This is a genomic window from Brevibacterium linens ATCC 9172, from assembly GCF_900169165.1.
Lineage (GTDB): Bacteria > Actinomycetota > Actinomycetes > Actinomycetales > Brevibacteriaceae > Brevibacterium > Brevibacterium linens.
Genome location: NZ_FXYY01000006.1, coordinates 97,672 through 112,103 on the forward strand (window position 1 = coordinate 97,672; position 14,432 = coordinate 112,103).

The following is a 14,432-nucleotide window of genomic DNA, read 5'->3' on the forward strand; positions in this document are numbered from 1 at the left end:
ACTCCGGTGGCCGAGCGCTCAGGCGCCGCGGAGGTCGAGGGTGAGTTCGTTCGGCGCCGAGTCCGCGAGCTCGACGGGGATTCCCCAGTCCTGCTGGTAGAGGTGGCAGGCCGCGTGCAGCGGAATCTCTCCCCCGGGCTCGCCATCGCAGGCGGCGGCCCGGGCAGTCACGTGCAGCACTCCCTCGGTGAACTCGGGATCGATGACGATATCGCGGCGGAGCCCTTCGGCTCCTCCGGCACCGGAGACGATGAGTTCCGGCGGAGTCGCAGACACCTGCAGGAACGTGGGATCGCCCCAGCGGTCGTCGAGCTTCTGACCGGCCGGGACGGTGAAGCTCACGGTCAGCGACACCGGGCCGGAGGCGATCTCGGTCGACGGGCGCTTCGTCGTCAGCGCGCCCTCGTCGACCTTCTGAGCGTCCTTGGGCAGCTTCACCCGAGTGAGTGCGTGCGCCGCGGATTCGACGACGATGAGTTCGGCCTCATCGGAGGTGCCCGCATTGTCGATGAGGACGATGTCCGAGGGTTCGCGCAGTCCGCGCGCCAGAGTCGTGACTTCCTCGGTCTTCGGGTCGAAGCGGCGGATCGCACCGTTGTAGGTGTCGGCGATCGCGACCGACCCGTCGGGCAGACTGCGCACGCCCAGCGGGTGCTGCAGGCGCGCCTCGGCGGCCGGTCCGTCACGGAAGCCGAAGTCGAAGAGACCGACGCCCACCAGTGAGGACACCTCACCGGTTGCCGGGTCGAGACGGCGGATCGCCGAGGTCTCGGAGTCGGCGACGTACACCTCGCCCTCGGGACCGAGGTCGAGACCGGAGGACTGGGCGAACCATGCGGACCCCCCGTCGCCGTCGACCAGACCTTCGTTCATCGTGCCGGAGAGGATGCGGATCGTGCCGGCCTTCGGGTCGAAAGACCAGAGGGTGTGGTTGCCTGCCATCGCCACGACCACCTCGGCGGTGGAGGGGACGAAGAGGACATCCCATGGCGATGACAGCTTCACATCAAGGGCGGGTCCGTCGTATCGTCCCAGCCCACCGGGCTTGCCGCGGACATTGTCGATGGCGCCGACCATGTGCTGCTCACCGGTGCCGGCGATAGTCGTGACCGTCTCGTCCGTCAGGTCGATTCCGCGCAGGGTGTGATTGACGGTGTCGGCGACGACGAGCTCGTAGCCGACTTCGGCCGCCAGGTCGGCAGGCAGCACGGTGATGCCGCCGGGTTCGCTGAAGCTCGCCGAGGCGAAATCGCCGTCGACGCCGCCGCGTTCACCGGTGCCGATGCGGCGGATGATCGTGGCCGCATCGTCGTCGTATTCGACGAGGCTGTGGTGCCCGGAATCAGCGACGAGGAGGTGGCCCGAGGGCAGGCGAGTGGCCTTGCCCGGGTAGAACAGATCCGTCTCCGGGGCCGGTGGCGGAACGTAGGGACCGTCACCCGAATGGAGGGTGCCCTTCGCCGAGTGCTCGTCGATGAGGCCCTCGATGATCTCGGTGAGACCGGCGGCATGGCCCTCACCGGACATGGTCGCCACGAGGTAGCCCTCGGGGTCGATGACGGCCAAGGTCGGCCAGGCGCGGGCGGTGTACGCCTGCCAGGTGACGAGGTCGGGATCGTCGAGGACGAGGTGTTCGACCTGGTAGCGCTCCACGGCCCGATCGACGGCTTCGACGGTGCGTTCGAACTCGAACTTCGGCGAGTGCACGCCGATGATGACGAGCTCCCCCGCGTACTTCTCCTCCAACGGGCGCAGTTCGTCGAGGACGTGGAGGCAGTTGATGCAGCAGAACGTCCAGAAGTCGAGGAGGACGACCTTTCCGCGCAGATCGGCCAGGGTCAGATCCTTGCCGCCGGAGTTCATCCACCGGCGACCGACGAGTTCGGGCGCACGGACCTTGACGTCCCGTGCCGAGGAGGTGGCTGCCGCGGAGATATCTGGACTGCTGTTCATGGTTCTATGATCGCAGATCCTCCACCGAGGCGGCCTTCCCAACGTCATCAAGTGACGGTTCTCTCCCCCGCCCGGGAATGCGGCGGATGCCGAGTCGGCCCGTGCGGGTGTGGAGGACCGGTCAGGAGTAGTCGCGGGCGCGGACGAGCGGTCAGGAGTAGTCGCGGGCGCCGAAGATGCTCGATCCGACGCGGACGATCGTCGCTCCTTCGGCGATGGCGAGTTCGAAGTCGCCGCTCATGCCCATCGACAGCTCGTCCGCCTCGGCGGGCATGACCCCTGATCCGCGCAGCGTCTCGCTGAGCTCGCGCAGGTCGGAGTAGCTGGGGCGGATCTCTTCGGGGCTGCTGCCGGGCAGTCCGATCGTCATGAGTCCGCGCAGCCGCATCCGGCCGAGTGCCCGGGTCGCGGTGATGAGCTCCTCGGCGTCTTCGGGTGCGACACCGAACTTCGAGTCCTCGCGGGAGGTGTTGACCTGGATGAAGTAGTCGACGGTCTCATCGAGGACGTCGAGGCGGTTGTTGATCTTCTCGGCCAGCGAGAGGTTGTCGACGGACTGGATGCACTGAGCATGCCGCAGGGTGTGATTGACCTTGTTGCGCTGCAGCGGTCCGATGAGGTGGGTCTCGGGATCGAGGTCGGCGAGCGCCTCGGCCTTGCCGGTGATCTCCTGCACCTTGTTCTCGCCGATGAGCGTGAACCCGTGTTCGAGGGCGACGCGGATCTTCTCCGCCGGCTGCGTCTTAGTCGCCAGCAGCACGCGCACATCGTCCCCGCTGCGACCGCTCGCCTCGGCGGCGGCCCGGGCCCGATCAGCGACCTCGTCGAGGTTGCCGGTGATGGCGGCGATGTCGTCGGCGGACAGCGGAGAGACAGAATCAGGCGTACTCATGACTCCAGTCTTGCATGAGCCGCACGAAGTTTCAGGTCGCCGAGGATGCCCGGACGGCCGAGTCCCGCACCAGGTGTCGCGACGGGAACGGGCCCGCATCCGGGCCGGTCCACCTAGCCGGTCCACCTAGCCGGTCCACCTAGCCGGTCCACCTAGCCGGTCCACCTAGCCGGTCCACCTAGCCGGTCCACCTAGCCGGTCCACCGGGCCGGTCCACCGGGCCGGTCCACCGGGCCGGTCCACCGGGCCGGTATACGAGTTGCGGACGATCCGTGTCGAATTCACTGTGGTTCTTCGACACGGATCGTCCGCAACTCGGTGCCGCCTCGGCACCGTTGCAGTGCCTACTTCGGCAGGCCCTCGGCGTTCGGGTCGATGTTCCTGATCAGGGCGGACGTGTCGAGTCCGCCGAGGTCGTCGTCGATGAGCTTCTGCAGCTGTGCGTGGACGAGTGCGGCGGCCGGGAGGTCGACGCCCTGGGTCTCGGCGCCGGCGAGGGCCAGGCCGACGTCCTTGTGCATGAGCGCGGTGGCGAAGCCGGGCTGGAATTCGTTGTTCGCCGCGGCCGTCGTCGTCACCCCCGGCACCGGGTACCACGTACGCAGCGGCCAGGAGTCACCGGAGGACACCTTCGCAATATCGTGGAAGACCTTCGGATCGAGGCCGAAGCGATCGGCGAGCACGGCGCCTTCGACGACACCCTGGAGGCTGATCGAGAGCATCATGTTGTTCACGATCTTCGCGGCCTGACCTGCGGCGTCACCGCCGGCGTGGAAGATGTTGCCGGCCATCGCCTCGATGACGGGACGGGCCTCTGCGACGTCGGCGTCGGCACCGCCGAGCATGAACGTCAGGGTGCCGGCTTCGGCACCGGTGACTCCGCCGGAGACGGGTCCGTCGATGAGGCGGAAGCCTGCCTTCTTCGCCTCGGCGTGGAGGAGACGAGCCGAATCGAAGTCGATCGTCGAGGAATCGACGAGGAGGGTCCTCTGGTCCGCGTTGGCCAGGACGCCGTCGGGCTCGAGGTAGGCGGTGCGGGCGTGCTCACCCTTGGGCAGCATCGTGAAGACGATATCGGCACCGGCGACCGCCTCGGCGATGGAGTTCACGGGGTTCACCCCGTTCTTCGCGGCTGCGTCCACGGCTTCGGGGACGAGATCGAAACCATTGACGGTGTGACCGGCCCTGACCAGGTTCGCAGTCATCGGGCGGCCCATATTCCCCAGGCCAACCCATCCAATCGTCGACATAATATGCCTCCTCGCATCATGTTCAGCAACTCTTAGGTGTTCCCTCTCACAGTACGCCAGTCGGTGGACGGAAGGTCGGCGTGCCGCCTCACCTATTCCGCACCGGTTGTGTGCGCGGACGCAGATAGAATGGGGCCACTATGGCTTCCTATGCACCTGGCAGTTCGAGTCTGCAGATCGCCCCCGAGGATCTGCTGACTCTGCTCGCCGTCGCCCGGCTGGGGAAGTTCACGGCCGCCGCGCACAGCCTCGGGCTCAACCACACGACCGTGTCCAGGCGCATCGCCGCGCTCGAGAAGGCGTATGGCGATCGCGTGCTCGTCGCTTCCCCCGACGGGTGGGAGCTCAGCGCCGCCGGGCGCCAGCTGCTGCCGATCGCCGAGGACATCGAGGCCGCGCTGGGCCGCATCGATGCGCATTCGAACTCGGCTCTGTCCGGGACGATCCGGCTGGCCTGTCCGCAGGCCTTCGCCCTTGAGTATGCCGTTCCGGCGCTCACCACGCTGCAGGCGCAGCATCCGGGACTGCAGATCGAACTGATCACCGCCACACAGCGGGCCAGGCAGTACCGGTCGGGTGTCGATATCGAGATCGTCGTCGGTCGTCCTGATGCCCCACGGTCGATTGCCAAGCACATCCGCGACTACCGGCTCCAGCTCTATGCCTCGCAGGACTACATCTCCTCGCATCCGATGCCGCAGACGCTGGATGATCTGGCCGACCACCGGATGGTCTACTACATCGAGAATTCGCTGCGGGTCGATGATCTCGACGAGGCGGCCGATGCCCTTCCCCGGGGGACAGGCTTCTTCCGGTCCACCTCGGTGCATGCGCATGTGCTCGCGACCTCGCACGGGGCCGGGATCGGCATCCTGCCGGACTTCCTCGCCCATGGCAATTCGCGCCTCGTGCAGGTGCTGCCGGAGCTGTTCTCCAAGCGGGTGTCCTATTGGGCTTCGGTCCGCCACGAGTCCCTGCGCAACGCCGGAGTCCGCAAAGTCCTAGAATCCCTCTAATTGCTACCCGTCGGCGGCCCAGCAACCTGGCGCGAGGTTGCTGGGCCGCCGTCGGGTAGTCCGAGGAGGGGAGGGTGTGCCGGAGCGAGTCAGGCGGCGACCCAACCGCCGTCGATGCTGTGAGCACTGCCGTTGATGACCGCGGCATGCTCCCCCGCCAGGAAGAGCGCAATGGCCGCGACGTCCTCGGGTTCGGCGAGCTTGGGCACCGCGGAATGGCCGAGGAAGACCTGTTCGAGGACCTCGTCCTCGCTGATGCCGTGCGTCTTCGCCTGGTCGGCGATCTGTCCCTTGACCAGGGGCGTGAGCACATAGCCGGGGTTGATCGCATTGCACGTCACTCCGTGCGGTCCGGCCTCGAGTGCGGTCGTCTTCGTCAGCCCCATGAGTCCGTGCTTGGCCGCGACATAGGCGGACTTGTTCGCCGAGGCGCGCAGCCCGTGGACGGACGAGAGGTTGATGATGCGTCCCCAGCCGCGTTCGCACATCTTCGGCAGCACTGCCTTCGTGAGCACGAACGGTGCTTCGAGCATGAGCGTGTTGATCAGCCGCCAGTCCTCGAGCGGGAATTCCGTGATCGGGTGGATCCGCTGGATGCCGGCGTTGTTGACGAGGATGTCGACGTCGAGGTCGGTGCCGTCCAGCGCCGAGGTGTCCGCCAGGTTGACTGCCCACGCTTCGCCGCCGATGTCGTCGGCGACAGCCTGGGCCGCGTCAGCGTCGACGTCGGCGACGATGACGGAGGCGCCAGCCTGCGCGAAGGACTGAACGATCGCCTTGCCGAGCCCGGATGCTCCGCCGGTGACGAGGGCGCGTTTGCTGGTGAGGTCTCCCATGAGATGCCCCTTTCGTGGTTCGGGTCTGTGGTCCGTGTCCATCTTCCGCCGTGGGGAGGGTGAAGATTCATCGAGGTGCGCCGAGCGGCAGGCGAAGAGGCGGTGCCGGTCTTCACCGACACCGCCCCCGTCAGACCTCGAGCGACTGACGTCAGCCGGCAGTGGCGACTCCGCGGCGCACCTTGTCTGCATGGTCGAGCGAGCGCAGGTCGATGCCCTTGGTCTCGCGGGTGAACATCAGAGCGATGAACGAGATGATCGCAGCGGCCAGCAGGTAGAGTGCGATCGGGATCGAGGACCCGAAGGCGTCGAGGAGCGCAGTGGCGATGATCGGCGCGAAGGATCCCGCAACGATGGCTGTGACCTGGTAGCCGGTCGACACGCCCGAATTGCGCATGCGAGTCGGGAACATCTCGGACATGATCGCCGGCTGGCCCGCATACATCAGCGCGTGGAAGACCAGTCCGATGAGGAGGGCGAGGAAGATCATGACGGCGCTTCCGGTGTCATACATCGGGAAGGCGAAGAAGCCCCACGTCGCAGTCAGGATGATGCCGGCAGCGTAGGGCAACTTGCGTCCGATCCTGTCGGTGGCGGCACCGACGAGCGGAACGAGGACTGCGTGGATCGCGTGAGCTCCGAGCAGGAGTCCGAGGATCTCGGCCGCTTCGATCTGCACCTGCGTGGCAAGGTAAGTGATCGAGAAGGTCACCACGAGGTAGTAGTGGATGTTCTCGACGAAACGCAGGCCCATCGCGGCGAAGACCTCACGCGGGTAGCGCTTGAACACGGCCTTGACGCCGTAGTCGACGCCTTCCTCGATCTCCTCGGCCTGAACCTCGTCGAAGATCGGCGCATCGGAGACGCGGGTGCGGATGTAGTAGCCGATGAGAACGATGACGGCCGAGAGCCAGAACGAGACACGCCAGCCCCACGACAGGAAGTGCTCTTCGGTCAGCGTTGCGGTGAGAACGAACAGAACCGCGGTGGCAAGCAGGTTGCCCAAGGGAACTCCGGACTGCGGGAATGACGACCAGAATCCGCGTTCCTTGTTCGGAGCGTGCTCGGCCACGAGGAGGACCGCTCCGCCCCATTCGCCGCCGACGGCGAAGCCCTGGACCACCCGCAGCAGCACGAGCAGGATCGGGGCGAGATAGCCGATCTGGTCGAATGTCGGCAGGCAGCCCATGAGGAAGGTGGCCGCACCGACGAGGATGATCGACAGCTGCAGCAGCTTCTTGCGTCCGTACTTGTCGCCGAAGTGGCCGAAGACGATGCCGCCGATGGGACGGGCGATGAAGCCGACCGCATAGGTGGCGAAGCCGGCCAGGATCGGCGTCAGCGGATTGTCGGAAGGCGGGAACAGGATGTGATTGAACACCAGCGTGGCGGCCGAACCGTAGAGGAAGAACTCGTACCATTCGACAACCGTTCCGGCCATCGAGGCAGCGACGACCTTGCGCAGCTGGGCGCGGATCGACTTCCTCTCAGCATTGTTCTGAGAACTCATGGGACTCCTTCGTTTCCACAATCCGCGTCACCGTTGAATGCGCGAATCGACTTGCTCTGGCGCCGATCGGCTGACAGCCCGGGGCACTCAGACCGCATCGGCGCGGCCGGCGACCCCCTACTTCAGCCCAGTGTTTCGGGCGCTTGGACATTTCTCATCCAAGGATCAGTGTGCGCCACGTTACAGAGTTTTTGGCACCGACCTGGCCGTAATCCGAGAATTTCCGGTGCACATTCGTGCACAGCCGATGTGCAACTGATGTGCAGCCGGCAGATGCTGCTGCAGTCCGACCGCAAGGCCCATTGCGGCACGATCGGCTCTGCGTGACAAGCCGCCTCCCGCCCGCGACGAGTCACCGCACCGAGGCGGCCCCGACCGCACCGTGGTCCCCGCGCCGACCGACCAGAGAGGCCCCGAACTCACCGCCGGCGCGGAGGTGCCTTTGCGTCGCGCTCGGCCATCGAGGCGAGCATCGCATTGTAGGCGCGCAGCTCGGCGTCGTCGGTGCGATCTTCGCTGCGGTCGATGCGCTTGGCTTCCCGGTCCGAGGACTTCGCCCACTGGACGCAGACCATGATCGCGATGAACAGGGTCGGGAACTCGCCGATGCCCCACGCGATGGAACCGCCGAGCTGCTGGTCATCGATGGCCGTATAGCCCCAGCCTGCGCCGACGTTGCCGAACCAGTCTCCGGCGATCAGCACGTTCGAGCTCATGATCGAGATGCCGAAGAAGGCGTGGAAGGCCATCGTCACCAGCAGCATCACGAGCCGCATCGGGAAGACGGGGCGCTTGACGCCCGGGTCGATGCCGATGAGCGCCTGAGCGAACAGGTACCCGGCGCCGAGGAAGTGCGCGATCATCAGCTCGTGCCCGAGATGCGTATCGAGCGCGTAGTACATGATTCCCGAATAGTAGAAGACGATCAGCGAACCCGCGAAGTTCACGCTCGCCACGATCGGGTGTGCGAAGAAGCGCAGATACGGGGTGTGGACGAGCCAGAGCACCCATTCGCGCAGGCCGACGGACCCGTCCGTGCGTGCCTTCGTCCCGCGCATGAGCATGGTGATCGGTGCGCCGAGCACGAGCGGCAGGGGTACGACCATGACCAGAAGCATGTGTTCGATCATGTGCGCGGAGAACTGCACCTCGCCGTAAACGCGGGGTCCGCCCGAGGTGACGTAGACGAGGAAGACCATGCCCACCAGCCAGCTGACGAGGCGCAGCACCGGCCACCTGTCGCCGCGGCGGCGGAGGTTGATGAACGCCACGATGTAGGCGATCGAGAAGCCCACAGCGATCGCGATCCACAGCGGATCCATCGACCATTCGCTGAAGTAGCGGGACAGGTCGGGCTTCGGCGGCAGCGGATCGCCGGTGAGGATCTCGGCCGGGGTGGGGTCGCCCACCGGTTCCTGCGGCACCGGCGGCTGCGACCGGGCCAAGGCCACGGCCATGCCCATCGTGATTCCGAAGAGGATGAATTCGACGGTGATGAGACGCCAGAATTCCACCGTCGCCGAGGCGGCAGAGCCCAAACGCGAGATGACGAACTGACGGTGCCAGAAGCCGATCAGACCGAGCAGCACGGTCGCGAACGCCTTTGCGAGGATGACCTGCCCGTAGGGGGTCATCAGGTCGTCGAAACCTTTCACGCGCAGGAGCGAGTTGACGACTCCGGAGAAGACGATGAGACCGAAGGAGATGAGTGCGATCGTCGAATACCGTTCGACTATCGGCTTGAGGTGCTTCGAGGTGGCCAGGCGTGTTCCCAGCAGCGCAATGACGAAGAGCCCACCGAGCCAGAGGACCGCACCGAGGATGTGCAGGCCGAGGCTGTTGACGGCCTGAGTGTGACCGGAGGCCTCTGAGGAGTGGCCCATCAGGGCCAAGGGCAGGATCACGGCGAGACTGAGCACTCCGGCAGCGGCGATGCCGACATGGGAGCGAGTGCCGAAGCACAGAGTCGAGGCGACGGCGATGAGGACGACGATGAGCACCCACAGCTGCCCGTAGGCGATCTGAGTGACGAAGACGCCGAGCTGATTCGAGAAATCGAGGTACGCCTGGGCACCGACGGTGTCGACGAATGAGAAGACGAGCACGGCGACCGCGGACAGCGTCCACACGACCGACGAGTATTCGGCGATCCGAACCGCCCCCGTCCACAGGGGATCGAGAGGAAGGTCGTCGTCCGGGCTCTTGTGTCGGCGACCTCGACCGCCGGCTGTGCGCGGGAGGATGAGGACGGCGAACATGAGGGCACCGATGGTCAGCGACATCGCAGTGTTGAAGACGAATTTGGCTGCGGGAAGACCGAAGCGGACGACGGAGCCGGGGTCATTGAGCAGAGTGGGGTTGGCTGCTCCGGTGAAGAAGAGTGCGGCCAGACCGGCGATGAGTCCCAGGAAGACGACGATGGGGACCGTGGCACGTTGCACGAACCGTGTGATCGGCTCGATTCCTGATGAACTCACTGCGCGCGAACCGACCCTTCTGACATGCCTCCAGGATATCGTTCGGCGCCGCCGCACTGCCAACCGGGAGATCCCTTCGTGGTCGAGATCTCGGGGAGCCGCCTCGGCGAGGGTGGGTTCCGTCGTCGGGGACGACGATTCCTCCAGTTCGCCGACGTTCTGAGACAGCAAATGGCCCGGATCAGACGATCCGGGCCATTTGCTGCTGCTGCGTAGATCAGTTCGGGCTGCCAGCGGCGCCCTTCAGCTTCGAACCAGCGGACAGCTTCACGGAGTAGCCGGCCTTGATCTGGATCTCTTCACCGGTCTGCGGGTTGCGACCCTTGCGAGCGGCACGCTCGGTGCGCTCAACGGAGAGCCAGCCGGGGATGGTGAGCTTTTCGCCCTTGGCCACGACATCGGAGAAGACATCGAAGACACCATCGAGCACGTCCGAGACCTGCTTCTGGGTCAGGCCGGACTTCTCGGCAACTTCTGCAACGAGCTCACTGCGGTTCTTAGCCATAAAAGTGTCCTCCTTAGGACAAGTCGGTAGGTCACCGGTCCGTTTTTCCGATGACGAACTTCCTCGAGATTACCAGCTTGACTTGGTAACGCCGGGCAACTCGCCGTTGTGAGCCATTTCGCGGAAACGGACTCGGGAGAGTCCGAACTTCCGGAGGTAGCCACGCGGACGACCGTCGACCTGGTCACGGTTGCGAACGCGAACCGGCGAAGCATCGCGGGGAAGCTTCTGCAGGGCGAGGCGTGCCTCTTCGCGCTGCTCGTCGGTGGAATCGGGGTGGGTCAGCTGACGCTTGAGAGTCGCGCGGCGCTCTGCATAGCGTTCAACGATGACGCGACGCTGCTTGTCTTTTGCGATCTTTGACTTCTTAGCCATGTGCGCTCAGCGCTCCTCTCGGAAATCGACGTGCTTGCGGACTACGGGATCGTACTTCTTGAGCACGATGCGGTCCGGAGTGTTGCGGCGGTTCTTGCGGGTCACGTAGGTGTACCCGGTGCCGGCCGTCGACTTGAGCTTGATGATGGGACGAACATCCTGTGTCTTAGCCATCAGAGCTTCACTCCCTTGGCGATGAGTTCGTTGACCACAGCGTCGATTCCGCGAGCGTCGATGACCTTGATGCCCTTAGCGGACAGGGTCAGCGTGACGTTGCGGCGCAGCGACGGAACGTAGTAGCGCTTTTTCTGAATGTTCGGGTTGAAGCGGCGCTTCGTGCGGCGCTTCGAGTGGGACACGTTGTGTCCGAAACCGGGGACGGCCCCGGTTACCTGGCAGGTTGCTGCCATGTCTCTCCTCCAGTTCACAAGTTACCGACTCTCGAAACAAGCTCCTGCGGGATCGCACGTGAGTGTTCTCCCCGCTCGCTTGCGCCGATGTCGGAAGACATCAACAAATTTTCTCGACTGTCACCGTGAAAATTGTGTACGCCGAAACAGGTCTGCCCGTTCGGGCGAGATGTCTCACCAGCGCTGAAGCCGTAGCCTGTGAGAGATGGCCGAAGCTGGAGTGCAGCGGTGGGTGAGCACCATGCGTGTCCTAGCAGATCGATCGGCGACCTGCCTGCTACGACACAACAGAAATCAATCTTACTGAGACAGCGGGTCGGAGGGCAAATTCATCTCGGCTTCTGCCGTGGGGTCTTCGTCACGGACTTCAGCCGCTCCGAGGTGGCCTCTGCAGCCTCCACCGATGCCCGGAGGGACTTTCACAGCTGGGGTCAAGCCAACTCGGTGATTTCCGCAGTAGGCTTTCGTCGGCAACGCGTCCTGTCGGCGATCCTGTTGAACGCCTGCTCGACTCGTGCCAAGGTAAGTAGATGATTGCCACCACATCTGGCATTCGGGAGGACTGATGAGCGACGTTCCACAGAGGCCGCGCATTCGTCCGGCGACGAGCGACGACTGGCACAAGGGTTCTGGTGAATCCGCTGGTCAGAACCCGACGTACGGGAATGGAGCGGACCGTTCGTCTGCCCATTTCGACAACTCGACCTACTACGAGTACCTCGAACGGCACACGGGCGAACAGTCGATCTCGAAAGCTCGCAGCGGCAATGTCTTCGCGCCGGCCGGGCACTCACCTTTCGATGATTCTCACTCTGCCGGCCCTCATCAGAATGCGGATTCTCAGCAAGTTCAGTGGTCTGCCGGCGGTGGCGGCAACGATTCCGGCGGCTCGGCACGGAATGGTTCCCAGACTCCTGCTCCACCGCAATTTCCGCCCACCGTCCACAATGATTCGCCTTCACGCAACAGTCTGAAGATCACCGTCGTCATCATCGCCATCCTCATGATTCTGGCTCTGGTGGGGTTCTTCGGCATCCGGTGGCTCGCTCCCTCGTCGGGAACCGTCCCCGTCGATGTCGGATCAAGTGAGCCGGAGAGCCCGTCACCCAGCCCGTCCGACGATCTGGTCCAACCGACGAAGAACCCCGAACAGCAGCTCGACGCCTATACGGTTCAAGGCACGAAGAAGGCCGCTGACCTCGAAGGTCAGTGGGTGACCCAGGTGAGTGCGAAGAACGTCGGCCTCAAGGCCGACGGCAAGACATGGTCGGCGCAGGACATCCTCAACGAGTACGAAGCCAATAAGATCAAGTATCCGGGCGCGATCCTCATCCACAGCGGCGACTGGGCCTCGTACAAGGACGGCAGCTACTGGGTCACGGTCGTCGACACCGGCTACGGCGACCCGGAACAGGCGCTCGACCAGTGCCGTTCGTGGGGTCTTGACCGCAACCACTGCATCGCCAAGCGTCTCGTCAAGGACGGCAGCCCCAAGGACAACAGCGCCTACCTCGACGGATAGACCCGCCAGTCGGCTTGGCCCCTGCTTATGCAGATCGGCTCCGCCAATGCGCAGGGCGATCGTCACCGTTCTGCCAATTGCTCGCAGCCCAGTCTGAGGCAGATAGCACAGATTTGAAGCTGGGCTATCTGCCTCAGACTGGGCTGCGGCCGGCACTAGGGACAGAAAGAACGCCCCGGCCTCGCACTGTGCGAAACCGGGGCGTTCTCGTCACGTTCACGCCCTTGCGCCGACGAACAGCCGACACCAGGGTGAGGCTTCAGGCCAACATCAGGGTCGGGTCCTCCAGACCCCGGCCGACATCGGCGAGGAACTTCGAGATGATCTCGCCGTCGACGACACGGTGATCGGCGCTGACCGACAGCGTGGTGATCTCACGCGGAACGATCTCGTCGCCCACCACCCACGGCTTCTTCCGCACCTGCCCGAAAGCGAGGATCGCGGCCTCGCCCGGATTGATGATCGGCGTACCGGCGTCGACTCCGAAGACGCCCACATTCGTGATCGTGATCGTACCCCCGGCCTGATCGGCCGGCGGTGTCTTGCCCGACCGCGCCAGAGCGGTGAGATCCTGAATTCCCTGCGCCAGTTCGCCCAGACCCATGGCCTGCGCGTTCTTGATGTTCGGCACGATGAGTCCGCGCGGGGTGGCGGCCGCGATGCCGAGGTTGACGTACTTCTTCACGACGATCTCGTCGCCTTCGAGGCACGAGTTGATCCGCGGATTGCGTCCCACGGCCCACGCCACTGCCTTGGCGACGATGAGCAGCGGAGAGACCTTCACATCCTCGCCGAGGAACTTCGTCGACTTGAGCCGGCGGACCATCGCCATCGTCTCGGTGACGTCGACGTCGAGGAACTCGGTGACGTGCGGCATGGTGAATGCCGAATCGACCATGGCCTTGGCCATCATCTTCGTCACGCCCTTGAACGGGATCCGCTCTTCGAGCGCTGCCTGATCACTCGCCGAGGCGGCCGCCGGTGCCGTCGCACCTGCGGTCGGTGCGGCCGTCCTGTTGGCGGCGGCGTGCACATCATCGCGCGTGACGTCGCCGCGGGGACCGGTCGGGGTCACCTGGGACAGGTCGACGCCGAGATCCTTCGCAAGCTTCCGCACGGGCGGCTTCGCCAGCGGTTTGCCGGGTGAGGCAGGTGCCGATGCGGGCTGTGCTTGAGCAGCGGGAGCCGCTGCAGGAGCCGACGCCGCTGGCGCCGCCCCCTCCGCGGCCGTCCCCTCCGCAGCCGACGCTGCGGGAGCAGCGCCAGCCGCAGAGGCTGGGACGGGAGCGCCCTTGCGCGGACGACGCTTCGACGACGTCTCCCTCGCCCCGTACCCGACGAGGGTGGCTCCACCGTCGGCATCGCCGGAGGCATCGGCCGATTCCTCGGCCGAACCGGAAGCCGGCGCACCGGCGGAGGCGGGGGCCGCCTCGGCGCCGGAGTCATCTCCGCCGAAGCGGATGATCGGGGTGCCGACCTCGATGGTCTGGCCCTCCTCGACCAGGAGGGCACCGACGGTGCCCGCGTGCGGGCTGGGCAGCTCGACGAGCGACTTCGCGGTCTCGATCTCGACGAGGATCTGGTTGACGGTGACGGTGTCGCCGGGGGCGACCTTCCACGCGACGATGTCGGCCTCGGTCAGGCCCTCACCGACGTCGGGAAGAGGAAATTCGAATGACATTCTTG

Annotated in this window: 13 protein-coding genes; 2 read left to right on the plus strand and 11 right to left on the minus strand. The window is 65.2% G+C overall.

Annotation, left to right across the window (positions count from 1 at the left end):
- Positions 1-18: 18 nt before the first annotated feature.
- The 3 genes from BLIN9172_RS07005 to mmsB all read right to left on the minus strand — a co-directional run bounded on the left by BLIN9172_RS07005 (position 19) and on the right by mmsB (position 4,095).
- Positions 19-1,953 carry an NHL domain-containing thioredoxin family protein gene (locus tag BLIN9172_RS07005; protein WP_101554407.1) on the minus strand — a complete coding sequence of 645 codons (1,935 nt, stop codon included), beginning with the start codon at positions 1,951-1,953 and terminating at the stop codon, positions 19-21.
- Between the two features lie 151 nt (positions 1,954-2,104).
- Positions 2,105-2,845 (minus strand): YggS family pyridoxal phosphate-dependent enzyme, encoded by a 741-nt coding sequence (locus BLIN9172_RS07010; RefSeq protein ID WP_101554408.1) that lies wholly within the window; start codon positions 2,843-2,845, stop codon positions 2,105-2,107.
- Positions 2,846-3,189: 344 nt separating this feature from the next.
- On the minus strand, positions 3,190-4,095 hold the full coding sequence (gene mmsB, locus BLIN9172_RS07015) for a 3-hydroxyisobutyrate dehydrogenase (RefSeq protein WP_101554409.1): 906 nt from the start codon (positions 4,093-4,095) through the stop codon (positions 3,190-3,192).
- Between the two features lie 140 nt (positions 4,096-4,235).
- On the opposite strand from mmsB, the gene BLIN9172_RS07020 reads away from it, so the two are divergent.
- Positions 4,236-5,111, plus strand: coding sequence for a LysR family transcriptional regulator (locus BLIN9172_RS07020; protein WP_101554410.1), 876 nt, complete (start codon positions 4,236-4,238; stop codon positions 5,109-5,111).
- Positions 5,112-5,200: 89 nt separating this feature from the next.
- Here BLIN9172_RS07020 and BLIN9172_RS07025 read toward each other — a convergent pair whose 3' ends face one another.
- The 7 genes from BLIN9172_RS07025 to rpmB form a co-directional block, all read right to left on the minus strand.
- Complete coding sequence (locus BLIN9172_RS07025; RefSeq protein WP_025779158.1) at positions 5,201-5,947, minus strand: 3-hydroxybutyrate dehydrogenase; 747 nt, start codon at positions 5,945-5,947, stop codon at positions 5,201-5,203.
- Positions 5,948-6,098: 151 nt separating this feature from the next.
- Positions 6,099-7,457, minus strand: coding sequence for an MFS transporter (locus BLIN9172_RS07030; protein WP_101554411.1), 1,359 nt, complete (start codon positions 7,455-7,457; stop codon positions 6,099-6,101).
- 419 nt (positions 7,458-7,876) lie between these two features.
- A complete protein-coding gene (locus BLIN9172_RS07035) occupies positions 7,877-9,898 on the minus strand; it encodes a bifunctional copper resistance protein CopD/cytochrome c oxidase assembly protein (protein WP_240811990.1) in 2,022 nt (673 codons plus the stop codon).
- A 253-nt stretch (positions 9,899-10,151) separates the two neighbouring features.
- Positions 10,152-10,439 carry an HU family DNA-binding protein gene (locus tag BLIN9172_RS07040; RefSeq protein ID WP_025779153.1) on the minus strand — a complete coding sequence of 96 codons (288 nt, stop codon included), beginning with the start codon at positions 10,437-10,439 and terminating at the stop codon, positions 10,152-10,154.
- 69 nt (positions 10,440-10,508) lie between these two features.
- Positions 10,509-10,814: a 30S ribosomal protein S14 gene (gene rpsN / locus BLIN9172_RS07045; RefSeq protein WP_025779151.1), complete on the minus strand. Its 306-nt coding sequence runs from the start codon at positions 10,812-10,814 to the stop codon at positions 10,509-10,511.
- Positions 10,815-10,820: 6 nt separating this feature from the next.
- Positions 10,821-10,988 carry a 50S ribosomal protein L33 gene (gene rpmG / locus BLIN9172_RS07050; RefSeq protein WP_025779149.1) on the minus strand — a complete coding sequence of 56 codons (168 nt, stop codon included), beginning with the start codon at positions 10,986-10,988 and terminating at the stop codon, positions 10,821-10,823.
- Positions 10,988-11,224, minus strand: a complete 237-nt coding sequence (gene rpmB, locus BLIN9172_RS07055) for a 50S ribosomal protein L28 (protein ID WP_025779147.1) — start codon at positions 11,222-11,224, stop codon at positions 10,988-10,990. Before rpmB ends, rpmG begins: the two co-directional genes overlap by 1 nt.
- A 565-nt stretch (positions 11,225-11,789) precedes the next feature.
- On the opposite strand from rpmB, the gene BLIN9172_RS07060 reads away from it, so the two are divergent.
- Positions 11,790-12,746, plus strand: coding sequence for a protein kinase (locus BLIN9172_RS07060; protein WP_101554412.1), 957 nt, complete (start codon positions 11,790-11,792; stop codon positions 12,744-12,746).
- Positions 12,747-13,005: 259 nt separating this feature from the next.
- Here the strand turns inward: BLIN9172_RS07060 and BLIN9172_RS07065 are convergent, their stop codons facing one another.
- Entirely contained in the window at positions 13,006-14,427 is a 1,422-nt protein-coding gene (locus BLIN9172_RS07065) for a dihydrolipoamide acetyltransferase family protein (RefSeq protein WP_101554413.1), read from the minus strand.
- Positions 14,428-14,432 lie beyond the last annotated feature (5 nt).